Source organism: Paenochrobactrum sp. BZR 201-1, assembly GCF_044987585.2.
Taxonomy (GTDB): Bacteria; Pseudomonadota; Alphaproteobacteria; order Rhizobiales; family Rhizobiaceae; genus Paenochrobactrum; species Paenochrobactrum pullorum.
Window position 1 is genome coordinate 1 of record NZ_JBJDRZ020000046.1, and the last position, 15,954, is coordinate 15,954.

The 15,954-nt window shown below is 48.1% G+C and carries 12 protein-coding genes and 1 pseudogene; 2 read left to right on the top strand and 11 right to left on the bottom strand.

The window, feature by feature from the left end:
* Window positions 1–128: 128 nt before the first annotated feature.
* Together ACI0FR_RS16200 and ACI0FR_RS16205 are read right to left on the bottom strand one after the other, a co-directional pair.
* Window positions 129–813, bottom strand: a pseudogene (locus ACI0FR_RS16200) (IS110 family transposase).
* Window positions 814–1,736: 923 nt separating this feature from the next.
* On the bottom strand, window positions 1,737–2,516 hold the full coding sequence (locus tag ACI0FR_RS16205; RefSeq protein WP_404908966.1) for an AraC family transcriptional regulator: 780 nt from the start codon (window positions 2,514–2,516) through the stop codon (window positions 1,737–1,739).
* 144 nt (window positions 2,517–2,660) lie between these two features.
* On the opposite strand from ACI0FR_RS16205, the gene ACI0FR_RS16210 reads away from it, so the two are divergent.
* Window positions 2,661–3,869, top strand: coding sequence for an MFS transporter (locus ACI0FR_RS16210; RefSeq protein ID WP_374834597.1), 1,209 nt, complete (start codon window positions 2,661–2,663; stop codon window positions 3,867–3,869).
* Window positions 3,870–3,915: 46 nt separating this feature from the next.
* Here the strand turns inward: ACI0FR_RS16210 and ACI0FR_RS16215 are convergent, their stop codons facing one another.
* The 9 genes from ACI0FR_RS16215 to ACI0FR_RS16255 form a co-directional block, all read right to left on the bottom strand.
* Window positions 3,916–4,569, bottom strand: coding sequence for a CatB-related O-acetyltransferase (locus tag ACI0FR_RS16215; protein WP_374834599.1), 654 nt, complete (start codon window positions 4,567–4,569; stop codon window positions 3,916–3,918).
* A 113-nt stretch (window positions 4,570–4,682) separates the two neighbouring features.
* The gene (locus tag ACI0FR_RS16220) at window positions 4,683–6,359 is read right to left on the bottom strand and encodes an ABC transporter permease (protein ID WP_404908970.1); all 1,677 of its coding nucleotides are present in this window, start codon (window positions 6,357–6,359) and stop codon (window positions 4,683–4,685) included.
* Between the two features lie 76 nt (window positions 6,360–6,435).
* A complete protein-coding gene (locus ACI0FR_RS16225; protein WP_374834603.1) occupies window positions 6,436–7,395 on the bottom strand; it encodes an ABC transporter substrate-binding protein in 960 nt (319 codons plus the stop codon).
* A 33-nt stretch (window positions 7,396–7,428) separates the two neighbouring features.
* On the bottom strand, window positions 7,429–8,508 hold the full coding sequence (locus tag ACI0FR_RS16230) for an ABC transporter ATP-binding protein (RefSeq protein ID WP_404908974.1): 1,080 nt from the start codon (window positions 8,506–8,508) through the stop codon (window positions 7,429–7,431).
* A 140-nt stretch (window positions 8,509–8,648) separates the two neighbouring features.
* Window positions 8,649–9,686 carry a linear amide C-N hydrolase gene (locus ACI0FR_RS16235; protein WP_374834617.1) on the bottom strand — a complete coding sequence of 346 codons (1,038 nt, stop codon included), beginning with the start codon at window positions 9,684–9,686 and terminating at the stop codon, window positions 8,649–8,651.
* A 324-nt stretch (window positions 9,687–10,010) separates the two neighbouring features.
* Window positions 10,011–11,126 carry an alpha-hydroxy acid oxidase gene (locus ACI0FR_RS16240; protein WP_404908977.1) on the bottom strand — a complete coding sequence of 372 codons (1,116 nt, stop codon included), beginning with the start codon at window positions 11,124–11,126 and terminating at the stop codon, window positions 10,011–10,013.
* Between the two features lie 60 nt (window positions 11,127–11,186).
* Window positions 11,187–11,537 (bottom strand): RidA family protein, encoded by a 351-nt coding sequence (locus ACI0FR_RS16245; protein WP_374834609.1) that lies wholly within the window; start codon window positions 11,535–11,537, stop codon window positions 11,187–11,189.
* Window positions 11,538–11,581: 44 nt separating this feature from the next.
* Window positions 11,582–12,679: an NAD(P)/FAD-dependent oxidoreductase gene (locus ACI0FR_RS16250; protein ID WP_404908980.1), complete on the bottom strand. Its 1,098-nt coding sequence runs from the start codon at window positions 12,677–12,679 to the stop codon at window positions 11,582–11,584.
* 84 nt (window positions 12,680–12,763) lie between these two features.
* On the bottom strand, window positions 12,764–14,368 hold the full coding sequence (locus ACI0FR_RS16255; protein ID WP_374834613.1) for an ABC transporter substrate-binding protein: 1,605 nt from the start codon (window positions 14,366–14,368) through the stop codon (window positions 12,764–12,766).
* Between the two features lie 189 nt (window positions 14,369–14,557).
* Between ACI0FR_RS16255 and ACI0FR_RS16260 the strand changes: the two genes are divergently transcribed.
* The gene (locus ACI0FR_RS16260) at window positions 14,558–15,451 is read left to right on the top strand and encodes a LysR substrate-binding domain-containing protein (protein ID WP_374834615.1); all 894 of its coding nucleotides are present in this window, start codon (window positions 14,558–14,560) and stop codon (window positions 15,449–15,451) included.
* Window positions 15,452–15,954: the final 503 nt, after the last annotated feature.

The window sequence follows — 15,954 nt, forward strand, 5'->3', positions numbered from 1 at the left end:
CTATATGAGCACAGTTCAGTTCGAGAGAACGGCTGTTTAATATAAAACGCCTCTCCACTTTTACGAAGAAAGTACAGTATGCTCCGCAATCAAAAATTTGCAATAAGCACAATAAAAAAGCAACGGTGTTAGGTGTCAAGCACCGTTGCGTTATGGTCTCGCATTCTTGCATTGAGAATAATGATCATTTTGTGCATGAGCGCTACTTTGGCTGGTTTCCCCTGTTCTTTCAGACCTGTGAAGAACGCTTTCATCGCTGGATCGAAGCGGATGGCGGTAGAGCTGCAACTTAAAGCGCATCACACAGATGTTTTCTGCCATCGGCAATCACCCGTTTGTCCGCATCAAATCACTATCGCGGTTAGGTGGTGCCACACCAACCAGCTTGGCAATCCTGCCCTTTCCCGATAAATCCAAGCTCCGGCAAGTCTGCCAGAGCACTTTTCCAAGAGGAGCGCTGAGACAGAATTCTTGTTTCTATGCGCCGTGCATAATCAGCAAGAATGAAGGGGTCGATCTTGTCTGTTTTGGAAAGTTGCACGCAGGCTCGCGCGAACTGTCTGATCTGTTTGGCATTGACCTTGGCGATGGGCAGTTGTGCTGCTTGCAAGGCTTCGACTGTATAGCGATCATAACCACCTATTGGCTCAAGAACGAGACATTCGATCCCTTCAAATACACTCAGGAAAACGAGCAGATCGGCAAGACCCGCAGTAGAGTTGGCAAAGCAGGTTGATCGCTCATCTGGTAGACACAAATATCCAAAGTCGATTTTGATATGTCGATGCCGACAAAACGCGTAGTATAAGATATGAGGCAGTTTCCCTTATACACAAGCGCGAAGCTCTCTCAACGGTGCGACGAAGCCTCTTATGGTGCAAAAGGATTATGCATTTTTATGAACGAAAGTTCATGGCCCGACTGTCAGCTGACCGGCGGGGATTTTTTGCGTTCAGGGCAAAAAGGGGCACTAAATCAATTAGCAAGGCCAGATAATACATCTACAGCACGTGCTGGATATCTTGTTTAAATCAGTTTTTACCAGTCTGCGATATGATGGTAACGCAGAAAGATCAGCCTGAAAAATTATAGATAGACAATAACAAATCTAGTCATAAAATTATTTTCGTTTTTCAATGATTGTAAGGATATCTGTATAGTTTTATTCAGATGGTTAGGCACCTGCACGTGCTTTCACTTCGGATGCAGCAGATTGATGGCAACACGGCTATGGCAGCTATGAATTCATCTAAGATAGTCTTGTTGGTTTCTTTCGCCGATGTCTGCAATATCACCGGAATCGCGATGTTCTAGAGTGTGTCTCACTTAATCGTATCCACTGTGCTCGCTCTAGCGTTTTGTTTTTACGCATGTCTTTATCCCAAAACCGGTTCCCACTTTTGGGAGACATGCACTAAAAATGTAATATTGCCGTTGCCATTGTCCATGGTCGATGTGCTTACGTCGATGATACCACCTATACTGTTGGCAAATATATGATCAAGCGAAAAACCTTCAGGATATTGAGACGTCTAAGAACTGTCGCCGGCGCTGAAGGTTTGGGTATTTTGAGCAAAATCTGCGACAGGTAAAGCAAGGGCAATGGAGAGAAGCCCGGAGCAAGAACGGAAGTCATGAAAACCCTTTCCTGGATGGATTAGGGATTAAAAACGGCAATTAGGCAGCCGTTGGTTCCATGCAAAATACGATTTGCATGCTTATCTGTTTAGCGTCTTTTACTTGTTGTTGCGAAGTCCCAGATAGCTGAGTGGCGGGCTGCCGAAAGCACGCTTGAACATCAATGTGAAAGCTGCCGGATTTTCATAGCCCAAATCTAATGCCACATTAGTAACCTGTTCACCGCTGGCAAGACGCGGGATGGCCGATAAAAGGCAGGCTTGCAGACACCATGCCTTAAAACTCATACTGGTTTCACGACGAAATAGCCTTGTGAATGTGCGTCGGCTCATGCCCAAAGTCCCGCACCATTCATCAATTGTTTCATGAATATTGGGTGCGAGCATGAAAGTACGGCAGCGCGTAGCCAGCATGGTATGATTTGGATATGGCAGTGAAAGCGGAAGAGGCGGCAACTGCGCCACTTCATATAAAAGCAGCTGCATCAATGTGCCGACACGACCATGTGTTTCATAATCTACAGGTAAATCCAATGCCTCATTAATCAACTCGCGCACAAAGGGTGAAATGCTGACGACTTGACACATGTCAGGCATGTCAGGAATGGCATCTGGTTCAATATAAAGACTTTGCATGGTGACTGTGCCGACCATGCGAACATTATGCGTTGCGCATGGCGGAATCCACATGCCTCGTTGCGGAGGCATGACCCATGTACCTGTTGGTGTTGTTAAAACAATCAAACCGGAAATGGCCGACATTAATTGCCCGCGACGGTGATGGTGAGGGGCAATAGAATGACCGTCGGGATAGATATTGCCGATAGCAACAACCGGACGGCCGATATGATCAACTTGGTCAATGTGGATATGACGCATAAATTTGACCCGATCAAGTAATTGATTGACCCAACATTAGTGGCGGGTCTAATGCCTTCTGTATCATGAAAAAAGTGTATGGCGCAATCAATTGCAAAAAAGCAGGCGACCAAGGCCTGTTATGAGAATGAAAGTTTAGCTACCGTGTCAAATACAATTGTTTCTGTTGTTCCGATAAAAGCAAAAGCTGCTTTTCCTGTTCTTTTGGGCGCAAGTGCAGGACATCTTCTTAATGATCTTTTGCAGGCCTTGCTGCCGGCGATGTATCCGATTTTGCAACAGGGATTTTCGCTCAGCTTTGCTCAGGTCGGTATTTTGACCTTCGTTTACCAACTGACAGCGTCACTCTTTCAGCCATTTATCGGCCATTATACCGACAGACATCCAATGCCCTTTTTGTTACCTTTCGGCATGGTATCATCTATGTGCGGTTTGTTGGCAATCGCTTTTGCCCCAAGCTACGGCTGGTTGCTGTTGGGTTCGGTTTTGCTGGGCTTGGGTTCGTCCATTTTCCACCCTGAAACGTCGCGTATCGCACGGTTGGCTTCGGGTGGTTCACACGGGCTTGCGCAATCCTTGTTTCAGGTGGGGGGCAATTTTGGTTCAGCCCTTGGGCCCTTGGCCGCAGCGTTTATTATTCTGCCGCGTGGTCAAACCGGCTTGGCGTGGTTTGCCATTGCTGCACTTGGCGGGATTATTTTGTTGTCGGCATTGGGCGCTTGGTATCGTTCCAATGGATTGACCCGAAAAGCCGTAACTTCAGTGCCTGAACGTCATCCGTTTTTGACCAAACGTCAGGTCAGCATTGCAATGGCTATTTTGATTGCATTGCTTTTCTCCAAGTATATCTATTTGGCAAGTTTTACCAGCTACTACACATTCTACCTGATGGAGAAGTTTGAACTGCCGATTAAATCGGCGCAGGTTTTACAATTTGTGTTTTTTGCGTCCGTTGCAGCCGGTACTATTTCCGGCGGACCGATTGGTGACCGTTTGGGGCGTAAACTGGTGATCTGGGTGTCTATCTTAGGTGTGCTGCCGTTTACATTATTGCTGCCACATGTGGGCTTGACGGCTACGGTTATTCTCACCGTGATCATCGGTTTTGTTATCTCGTCTGCATTTCCGGCAATTGTGGTTTACGGCCAAGAGTTAATGCCTGGACGTGTTGGTATGGTGTCCGGTCTGTTTTTTGGGTTTATTTTTGGCATTGGTGGGATTGGGGCGGCAGCACTGGGCGTTTTGGCAGATTGGAAAGGAATTTCTTTTGTGTTCCTGCTTTGCTCATTTCTGCCGGTAATTGGTGTGCTGACAGCATTTTTGCCAAATCCACGCGAACTAAAAGCCGACTGAATTTGGAAAATTGCTGAAAAAAAGCCCCTTCACGGGGCTTTTTTTATTAATGCTGGTTATCGTATGCTTCGGATGCTTTCACCAATGCATCAATATCATCGGCACAGATTTGAGCGCGGAGCGCATCAAATTTATGTTTGTCCCATTGATAAATGCCAAGTGATAACAAGCGTTCGATGGTGGCTGCGGGGAAGCGTTGTTTGATTGGTTGTGCAGGGTTGCCGGCGACAATTGTATAGGGTGCAACCGATTTGGTGACGATGGCGCCGGAGGCAATAATCGCACCTTCGCCGATGGTCACGCCCGGCATGATCATAGCGCGCATACCGATCCATGCACCATCTTGAATGATCGTATCGCCTTTGCCGATATAAGCATCGGCAATGACATCTACAAACGGATAAAGACTGAACCAGTCGGTGCGGTGGGTGTGATTGCCGCCCATTAAAATGACCGCTTCTGCGCCAATGCAGACATAGTCGCCAATATGAAGCTGGTCGATTTCCCACATTGGCTCCCACGTGGCCAGACTATATTCATCACCATAATGATAGCGGACGACACTTTCTTCAAATGTGCCGGTCCATGCGCCGCTATAATAGCTGTGCTGGCCGCGAATATGAATATTGGGATTTTTGACGGTTTCCGCCAGCATTTCCACTTTTGACCAATGTTTGACGGATGCCTGATCAACCGACATTTTACTCTCCGTTTAAAGATGAAGGACAGGCATGAAACGCCATATTGAAACATTTCTATAACAAAGTGACCCAATGGTTTCAAACATTAGCCGACTAAACATTTCAGCTGTAGTCAGAGGTTGAATTTTTTGCCCTTTAACAAAGTGAGCAGCAGCAGCGGAAGAAGCGTGGTGATGATAATGGCAATGAGTGCCATTGCCATGCCAAGGCCGACCGATCCTTGCTCGAATTGGCGCCAGATAAAGATGGATATGGTTTGCATGCCTACCGGTGCAATCAACACCGAGGCGACCAGCTCACGGGTGGCAACGGCAAAAACCAGCAACATTGCCGTGATCAGGCTTGGCGCGATCAGTGGCAGCATGATGCGGCGGAAGGTGGTAAAGCTGCTGGCGCCACAAACGCGCGCTGCTGCCTCAAGATTATCGCCGATTTGATGGAAAGCTGCCGTTGTATAACGGATTGGCTGTGGCAACAAAATGCAGCAATAAGCCAGCAATAAAATCAACGGCGTGTTGTAGGGTGAGACCAGCAAAGCCGGTTGGTTCCATGCCAAAATAAGGCCGACAGCTACCACAACGCCGGGTAGGGAATTTGGCAAAACGGTTAAAACATCAAGGAAGTTGCGGCCACGAAAACGCATTTTTACCACTGCATAGGCTGCAATCGCACCAAGCAATCCGGTGAAAAGTGCGCTCGCAATACCAAGTGACAGACTGTTGATAAGGGCTTTCATCCCGCCTGCAGAATTTTCTGCAATGGCGCTGAAATTGTCAAAGCCGATATTGGACAATGTCAGACCGCCGGAAATCGTTTTGGAGAGAGCAGTGGCAAGAATGGCAAGCAGTGGCACTCCGGTTGCAATAAAACTGACAATCGCAAAAAGGGCGGCAACAGGAATGGTGAGCTTGCCTAATACGCGTTTATCTTTGGCCTGCGGTTTGCCACCAGTGGTGACATAAGAACGACGGTTCAAAATCCAGCGCTGGATCAAAAACGCGCCAAGGGACAATAAAACAAGTGCAAGCGAAAAGACTGCAGCACCGGCTAGATCAATCGGCCAGTCCGAAACGCGAAGGTCGATTTCAGTGACCAGAACTTCAAAACCGGAGCGGCGGCCAAGCGCTGCAGGCGTACCATATTCTTCAATTGCGGCGGCAAAAACTAACAGCAAACTTGCAGCTAAACCCGGAGTGGCAAGAGGCAAAGTAATGCGGAAAAACGAGCGCCATGACGAGGCACCAAAAACGCGGCCGACATCGGCATAGCGTGCACCAACGGCTTCAATGGTGCGCGAGACGGCAAAATAAACCAGCGGAAATGTATTGAGCGCCATGACAAAGGTCATGCCGGATACGGAGAATAAGAAAGATGACAGGTTGAAACCTGTAAGCTGTTCGAGATAGCCGCGCGGTTGCAGGCTCATAATCCAGCCAAGAGTGGCAATATAAGGCGGAATCATAAACGGGATCAGCATTAAAATGTCCCAGAATATTGCCAGCGGTACTTTATAAAGAGCACGAAAAACTGCCAGCGGCACAGCAATGAATGCCGAGAGTGCGACCACCATTAAGCCAAGCAACACTGTATTTCCGGTAATGCGAAACAGGCGCGGGTCGTTAAACAGCGTTGTAATATGCGAAAAAGGATTGGCCAGCGAACCACTGCCTAATTGCGGGAAGATCGATTGCAGGATGATAAAAACAAAGGGAACCGCTACAACGAGTAACAGACCTGCCATGGCAAAATAACCAAGTGGATTTTGCAGGCTTGCATTTTTAATCTGCATCTTCATTTCCAGTATCAATTGAAAAAATCAGATGCGGGAAGTGCACAAACCTCCCGCATCTCATGCTCTTCAGGTGTTATTTGTTGGCGAAAATTGCGTTGAACTCTTTAAGGGTTTCGTCGCGCTTGCCATAAACGGCTTCCGCATCAACGGTCAGAATTTTAAGATCATTGATCAGCGGGCGGTTTGCCGGAATGTCGGTGCGTGACGGCATCAGATAGGTGTTGGCCACCATTTTCTGGCCTTCGTCAGACAGCATGTAATCAATGAAAGCTTTCGCTTCATCCTGATTTTTTGACCAATTGAGGATCATGGCCGGACGTGGCGCAATTACAGTGCCGCTTGGCGGGAAGATCACGTCAATGGCTTCGCCTTTGGCCTTGCTGGAGAGCGAAATATAGTCAACTGCTCCAAAGACGGCTGCTTTTGCACCTTGTAAAACAGGGTTGAGCGCTTCAGCATTGGCGCCTGCAACATTGGCACCATTGGCTTTGAGTTTTTTAAACAGATCCCAGCCGCTTTGTGCCTGAAGTGCAGCAACCAGCTCAAAGGTTGCGCCTGACTGTGCTGGATCCGGCAAATTCACCAGATCTTTATATTCCGGCTTGGCAAGGTCTGCCCATTCGGAAGGCTTTGGAGTTCTGCTATTCGGGTTCCACGCAATACCAAGTGCCGAAACGCCCTGTGCGACCGCAAATTCGTTTTTAAGGAAGTCCGGCACATTGACGGCATTCGGGCTTGTATAAGCCACCAGCCAATTGCGCTTGGCAAAATCGGTTGCTGTGTCCCAAGAGGCGGAAATCAGCACGTCTACCACAGGATTGGCAGCTTCTGCTTCGATACGTGCCATGACCTTGCCGGTTGTAGCCTGAAAGACCTGAACCTTGGTGCCTGTTTTTTCATTAAAACCCGCCGCCAGCTTTTCAATCAGGCTGCCGGGGCCTGCCGAATAAACGGTGATATCGGCAAAAGCAGCGGTGGAGCTGAGCAAAGTCAGGGCGAGTGCAATTCCGCCGCCAAACAGCTTATTCTTCATCATATTCTCCTGAGATGTCGGGTAAAAGTTTGATTAATTGGAAAACCAGCGCAGCTGGCTATGGTCGATTGCCAATGCCGTTTGACTACCCTGCGGACGGGGCAATTGGTCGAGATAGGTTACTTCATGGACGTTGGTGTCATCACCGATACGTACAGTGGTGAGATGGCCATCACCACGAAATTGAGAGCGCAACACAATGGCCGTTACACTGTCGTCTTGGGAGGACGTGGCAGAAATGGCGCGGGTCGGGATGAGCACATGGCTATGGTCTTGGTGGTAATGTGGCGCTTGCAAGTAATAATTGGTACCGCGAATTTTGTAATTCTGCGTGCAATATTCAACCGGCATCACACAGCCCAAGCGCAGAAAGTCGGCAACTTGTGTGCTTGCCGGATGTGCCACCAGACTTTGCGGGTCGGCCAATTGTTCAATGATACCGGCACGCATGATCGCAACTTGATCGGCAAGAGCAAAAGCTTCGCTCTGGTCATGGGTTACGTAAACGGCAGTAAGACCTAAATTGGTCACCAACTGCTTGAGTTCACTGACCATATTCTCGCGCAATTCGCGGTCGAGATTGGAAAGCGGTTCGTCGAACAGTACGATTTTAGGTTCGGCAACAATCGCGCGGGCAATAGCGACACGTTGTTGCTGTCCGCCGGACATATCGCTGATGGAACGGTTTTCAAAGCCACCAAGACCGACACGCTCAAGCGCTACTTTCACGCGTTTTTCGCGATCACTGCGGTTGATGCCGCGCATTTCTAAGGGAAAAGAAATATTACCTTCCACACTCATATGCGGCCAGAGTGCATAATCTTGAAACACCATGCCGAGGTGGCGTTTTTCAGGTGGCAAAAACAGGCCGGACTTGGCATCGGCCACCATCGTGCCATTGATGCTGATATCGCCTTTGGTTGGTGTTAGCAAACCTGCCAGCAAACGCAGAAGTGTGGTTTTTCCACAACCGGAAGGCCCGAGGAGTGCTAGAGTTTGCCCTTTTGGCAGCATCAGGCTGATATTGTTTAAAATTGTGGTTTTGCCATAAGCGAGGCTGAGCCCGTTTACGCTCACTGCAATTTTTTCTTGTGCCGTTGGATCGTAAAGCATCAAACTACCATCATTCTTCGTTGTGAAGTCTGATAGGACAGTTTTGTAACGCTGCAATGACGAGTTTTTGACAGTTATATTACAATATGATTTTGCCGGATAATCCATGAAGATCATCCGGCTAAGATTATGTTTAAAACTTATTCAACACCAAGAAACTTGAATGGCTCGGACTCTTTGAAATTATCGTTGACCTTGCCGGCAAAGATATTGCTTTGGTTTACTCCCAGATCAAGCTTTTGCACTTTGCCGCTTTCTTTCGAGAAATCCAAGTTCTTCATATCAACCCAGAATGTATTCGGGGTGAGCGCTGATTCAAAGAAATAGAGCATGCGGCTATGATCGGCGACAGTTCTCCAGCGAGTGGAAGAAATATTCGGCTCGTCAGGTGTGCTGATGCCGTAAGGCACTGACACATTGCGGATGACACTGAAAACGCTGGCAGCAGCAATGTCTGGACTTTCATTTTTTGGCAGTGCATCGACATAGAAAGAAGCACGGGCAAAACGGTCCGCTGCTCGGTTAGTTCCTGGAAGCATAACGGTGCCGCCGATTTGTTCCCAATAGCTGTTCAGCGCCAGCTGCTGGTCAAATGTTGGCGAATTGGTCATCACATTGTATTTGTTGCTGTGATGGATAACTTGTTTGCCGTCGATATACTCGACGATGGCACTATCGCCTTTGGCATCTGAGATTGAAAGATGCAGCGTGGCTAGGCGTTCTTCGCCCGGTACGCCGTCAGTGACAATTGTGTACGGCTCTTTTTCCATTTCCTTAACGGCTTCTTCCACTGTTGCAAAATTGTCGAGCACATATTGCGCCCATGCAGCAATGGTTAGACCTGGTTTGGAGTCGTCCTGTTTCGGATATTCGGATTCAACCAGCCATAAAATATTGGCAACAAGACCCGCTTCATTCATGCCGTCGGTTGTTGAGATATCGTAAGCGGATGCAATGACGCTGCCATATTTGGATGTCCACTTTAATGAATTAGCACCGGTTTCACCATTGCGTTCCATACCACGTGGAAAAATCCATAGATTGGTTTCGGTATCGACCTTCCAGTCCATTGAGCGAGCGGTAATAACTTCGTTATTATTCCCTTCATAAACAAGTCGGGTACAGGCTTGTGATGCTAATGGTGCTGCAAATATGGAAAGTGCAACTGTACTCGTCATAAGGACAGAACGAATTGACGTATGATTAAGGAACATGTGGCTAACTCCGTTACTTGTATGGAAATACTTATGGAATTAAATTGGATATTCAACACAATTGAAGTATCAGCTTCTTTTATGATTAATATTCGTGCTGATTAATCGCTCTTTTTATATTTAAAATTTTATCTAAGGTAATTTTCATCAGAATTTTATAGAAGTTTAAGGAAAGATTTAAATAAAAACCAGCGCATTGAGCGCTGGCTTGTCCCAAGAGGGGCGTAACTACCTCATAAATTCATGAACTTCCGTTTGATATTATAATCCAACGGATCGATTAAACTGTTAAAAGCCTTTGAAAAGCACGTCCTGATTAAGCTCGGAAACGTTGGAACAGCCGAGATGGCCAAGCGTTGTCCAGAACTCTTTTTGTAAAATCTGCAAGACGCTGGTGGCACCTGCCTGACCATCGGCAGCAAGTCCAAGCGCCAGCACACGGCCAAGCGCCACAGCATTGGCACCAAGCGCAATAGCGCAAGCAATATCGCTGCCGCGACGAATGCCGGAATCAAAGATAATCGGCACTTGTTCGCCAACAGCTTTACGCACATGCGGTAAAGCATGGATGGCAGGCGGTGTGCGGTCAATAGTGCGGCCACCATAATTGGAAACATAAAGACCTATAGCGCCCGCATCTATTGAGGCTTTAGCATCGCGCACAGAAGCGACACCTTTGACAATGCAGGGAAGTTTTGAGCGTTGAATGACATGCTCGGCCTGTTTCCATGTCCAGCGTGGTTTGGTGAAGTTCAGCAATTCTTCCAGAGCAGCGGGATCAGATTTTCCTTTGCCGAAATTGGCTGCGGGGCCCTGACCACGGACTGAAAAACGATCCTCCATCATCCGTTCGCGCCATTGGCGGATTGGCGAATACGTTACGCAAATATAGCGATAACCGGCATCATTCGCACGCTCGATCATATCAAGAGCTGCTTCTTCATCACCGGCAAAAGTCATTTGGAAGATGGTGGCCACCGAGGATGCTTTGGCAACATCTTCCAGCGAATGGGAGGCTGCTACCGGTACCATCTGGCTGATGCCGATGTTTTGTGCTGCACGCCCCAGCGCCAAATGGCCATCGGGATGGAAAACGCTTTCACCACCGCCAAATGGGGCTACAAAGGCCGGAAAACTTAAATCAATATCGAGAACGCGTGTGCTGGTATCGGGATTGCTGACACCGGCAAAAAGCGGGGCTTCAAAACGGTAATCGTCAAAAGCGATGATATTTTCGCGCAAGGTAACTTCGTCACCTGTGCCGCATGACAAATAATTCCAGCACATTTCCGACAAACGCAACCGTGCATCGCGCTCTATGCCGCGCATGGTTGTGTATTTTTCACCAGCAACATTATAGCGGTCATCCATATGGGTTGGTTTGTGTGCCGGGTCTTTTATCATCGCCTTGCTCCTCCATTGCGATAAAAAATGGAAGGGGATACCCCTTCCATTCGGTCAGGCTCATTTTTTAGCGGCGATAACAACCACTTCAATAAGACGTTTTGGATCGCCAAGATCCGCACCGCCGATGGTGGCACGCGATGGCAAATCTTTACCATCCAGCCATTCCAGCCAGGCTTCGTTCATTTCTTCCTTACAGCTCATATCGCTCAGATAAATGCGGGCAGATAGAATGTGATGTTTGTCGGAGCCGCATTCTGCCAGAATGCTGTCGAGTTTTTCACAAGTTTGCTGTGTCTGTTCTTTCATGCCGACCGAAATGTCGGAGGCCGCATGACCGCCGACATAGATCACGCCATTATGTTCGACCGCGCCGTGCATAATGCGATGTTGGCGATGACGGGTAATCATGGAATTTCCTTTCAGATACATTAAAAATAGATTACGCTTATGGTTCAGACAGCGTAGCTTTCGAGGGGAACGGACGGTGTTTCGCCGGTAACAAGCTGCGAGAGCAATTTGCCGGCGAAAGGCCCGATTGTGAGGCCTGCCGCACCCAGACCATTGCCGATGGTCAGACCTTCAATTTCAGGTGCACGGCCTAACACCAGCTTCATTTCCTGCGGGGCAGGACGGAAGCCGATACGGGTTTCGATATGGGTTGCATTGGCAAGGCCGGGTGCCAATTGAAGACCAGCACTTAAGACTTCATGCTGACCGCCTGCGGTGATGCGGTAATCAAAACCGGAATTATCTTCGCGCGTTGCACCGATCACCACGCGTGAATCGTCAAAAGCCAACATATAATGACTGCTCATTGGTAAAAGCACCGGCCATTTGGCGGTAGCAACACCGGGCAGTCCAAGATGGATGATCTGGCCTTTTTGTGGTTGAACCGGATGCTTCATGCCTAATGGATCAAGGATTTGTGCGGCCCATGCACCACTGGTGACGATGATCTCATCAGCTTCAATTATGTCGCCATTGCTGCTCACACATTGGGCACGACCATCTTGGCAGCGCAGCGAGACATGATCATTTCTGAATGTGGCTCCCATGGCAACACTGGCACGTATCATGGCCGCAGCCAAGAGACGTGCATCAACGCGCGCGCCGCCGGAGATATAAATTGCCTCTAAATCTTCACGCAAAGGCGGGAATTTTTCACGTGCTTCTGCCGGAGTGAGACGACGAACCTCACCGGCTTCCGGTGCATTTTTCACGCGGCGCTCAATGCGCGCAGCCGCTTCCTCAAATTCTTTTTTGTCTTCAGCGACAACCAATGCACCGACTTTGCCATAGCCGAGATTAGTCTCGCCCAAGCTTTTCAGGTCATTGACCAGTGTTTCATAGTAACGGGCACCGGCGGCATACATATCGTACCATTCGCCGTCTTCCATTTTTGTCGCCCATGGGCAGACAATTCCCGCACCAGCCATCGTGGCTTTACCTTGATGGGCTTCGTCGATCAGTTCAACTTCAACACCTTTACGGGAGAGGTGATAGGCCGTGCTGGCACCTAAAATACCTGCACCGATGATCAGAACACGCATAGAGTTTCCCGACTTTTGTTTTAAAGAAAAATTGCATCCGGCGGCATCAAACCGCCGGACTATGTACGATTTTAAGCAATGCGTTTATTCAACGCTGACACCAGAAAGACGGCTGGTTCCGAAAATTTCAGGCACAAAGCCTTTGACGTTTTTCGCAACAGCAGTGATCGTATCCGCACCACCAAGAATGACAGCAGGAACCTCTTCGTGGAAGCGAGACTGTGCTTGCTTGTAGAGCTTCTCACGGGTTGCTTGATCGGTGATTTTACCGGCTTCATTCATCAGGCTGATAAAATCTGCATCACACCATGCGCCAATATTGGACGGGCTTGGTTTGCCGCTTGAGTCGCAGGTGAAATAATTGTTCGGAATCTGGCTTGGATCGGGAAAATCATAAATGCCGCCGAACATGCCGACTTGCGCCTCACCAGCACGCGAACGCTGGATATATTCAGCCCATTCATAGGTGATGATGTCAGCTTTGACGCCGATGGCAGCCCAATCTGCCTGAATCATTTCAGCTGCACGGCGACCATTCGGCATATAAGGACGAGAAACCGGCACCGCCCAAAGCTCGGTGGTCATGCCGTCTTTAAAGCCAGCCTCTTCCAACAGTTTTTTGGCTTTTTCCGGATTATATTCATGCGGTTTGATCGAACTGTCATGTCCCCATAAGGCTGACGGGATGAGCGAGCCGGTAACAGTACCCATGCCATTATAAACCACTTCGACCAATGGCTCCATATTGATCGCATGTGCCAAAGCTTCACGTACACGCTTGTCCTGAAATTTTTCTTGTTTCATATTGAAATTGATAAAACCGGTCGATGCGACAGGTGACTGAACCAGATTGAGGTTCGCACTGTTTTCGATCGTTTCTTTATCTGCGAGATTTGGATAAAGCGCGATAAGGCATTCTCCTGCCAGTGCACGTTGTAAACGTGTGGATGCATCCGGTGTTACAGCCATGACAACAGTATCGACTTTCGGTGTGCGGCTGTCATCTTTAATGATTGCGCCCCATGTTTCCTGAAATGGCAGGAAGCGCAGGATAGAACCGGTTTGATAGGCCTGCAAAGCAAAGGGGCCGGTGCCGATAGGCTGTGTGTCATAGGCATCCAATGTGCCCGCTTTTTGCATGGCGTCGCCATATTCTGCCGAGGTGATGGCGAGTGATTGGTGTGCCATGATGCCGATAAATGGCGAAAGCGGTTCTTTCAGTGTGAAACTGACGGTATAATCGTCAAGTTTATCCACGCTTTCCAATGCATCGGCCAGCTTGGTGTTGAAGGTGATATAATTGCCGCCATTGACTTTCGCGTAAGGATGTTTGTCATCCATCATGCGGTGAAAGGTGAAGATCACATCATCGGCGTTGAAATCACGGGTTGGAGTGAAATTGGCATTGGATTGCCATTTGACACCTTCGCGCAATTTAAATGTATAGGTGCGTGCATCTTCGGAAACGGTCCAGCTTTCAGCCAAACTCGGCTGAATTTCCGATGACCCTGTGACCACCGACACCAAACCATCATAAATTTGGCCCAGTGCAAACAGGGTGGTGCCATTGCTGCTCAATTCCGGATTGAATGTTTCCGGCGCGCCTTCAATGCACACGGATAATGTTGCGGCTTGCGCCGGTGCTGTAGCAATCAGTGCTAACAGGGCTAAACTGGCAACGGACTTCATGATGATTGGCTCCCTCCTGCACAGCCGGAAAATCCTCTAAAAATCCGGTGCTGCGACTTCATCTCCCCAGCCTGAAGGTTCAGGCTTACGGGATGATTATCAACGCCTCACTTACATGATTGTCAAATTCATATTTCTCCTGCCATTATAACCTAAGGTTATATAGAATCGTTTGAACGGTATTAAGAAATGAATATCAGGCAGTTGGAAGCATTTCATGCAACGATGGAAACCGGGTCGGTTACACGGGCAGGGGAAACTTTAGGGATTTCACAGCCGGCGGTAAGCAAATTACTGCGCAGCTTTGCTGATAATTGCGGCTTTCAGTTGTTTATACGCAGTGGTGGCCGTTTGGTGCCAACATTGGAAGCGCGTATGCTGGCGTCTGAAGTAGAGAGAATGTTTTCCGGCACAAAACGCATTGCCCGTATTGCAAGTGCGGTGCGCAATCGCGAATGGGGCGAGGTGAGTCTGGCTGCACCTGCGGCGCTCGCCACACGCTATTTGGCACAGACTTTAGCACCCCTTTTTGTTGAGCAACCCGATTTACATTTAACGCTTCAGAGTCATAAAAGCCCGCGTATTCTTGAATTGGTTGCATCGCAGCAGGTCGATATAGGTCTTAGTGTTTTGCCTTATGAACACGCCAGTGTGAATGCGGAAATATTGATGCGGTTCGAAATGGTGTGTGTGTTGCCGCCTGATCATCCGCTTGCCAAGCAAGATGTGGTGAGCATCAGCGATCTGGGCGATGATCCGTTTATTTCGTTGCCGCGCGATGATTGCTCCTTGATGACGATTGATCGCGCTTTCCAGATTAAAGGCGTGCAAAAGCGCAATCGCATTGAAGTGCCTTTGTCGGAAACAGCCTGCAGTTTTGTAGCTAACGGCGTTGGAATCTCCATTGTGCCAGCTTTTGCAGGGCTCGATTATAAAGACACTCAACTGGTGCGACGGCCAATTTCACCTGAAACGCTGATTGATGTCTGGTTACTGACACCTAACACACAGCCTTTGTCATTGGCCGCAGAAAAAATGGTGGAGTTTTTGCGCCAAGCGGTAAAGCCATTTGATAAAAGGTAATTTAGTCGGCCAGCCTGATCTTACGGTATAATTTATTTGACGCGCTGATTGGTCAGGAGATTAGCATGGAGAATGACGATTCAGCTGAAATGGAATCGCTTTGCTTCGCTAACGATATTTAAGACAATATATAATTACGGATGGATGTGGAGGAAGGCATAAGTTCGATATGTATATAATGTATAGCAGAGAGGATTGGTAATTCATTTATTTTAGATGATTCTTATAAAAACAAGCGTTGTTTGCATAATATAGGTGATGACGGCCTGTTGATAAGGCATGAAAACAGACTTTTTTGCAGGATTTTTATGAAAAACGATCTTTTTTAAGAGCGGTGCTTGACTCTTTGGCGGGAATGACATTAGTAAGCCTTCTCTACGACAGATTTGTGAAATTCACTAAATGTAGCAGAGAATTAAGAAAATCAATTATTTGCTAAGTAAATGATTTTCTTGCAAGTTTTCGCTTGACAGTGATGACTTGAGGGGTTAGAAGCCCCAGAC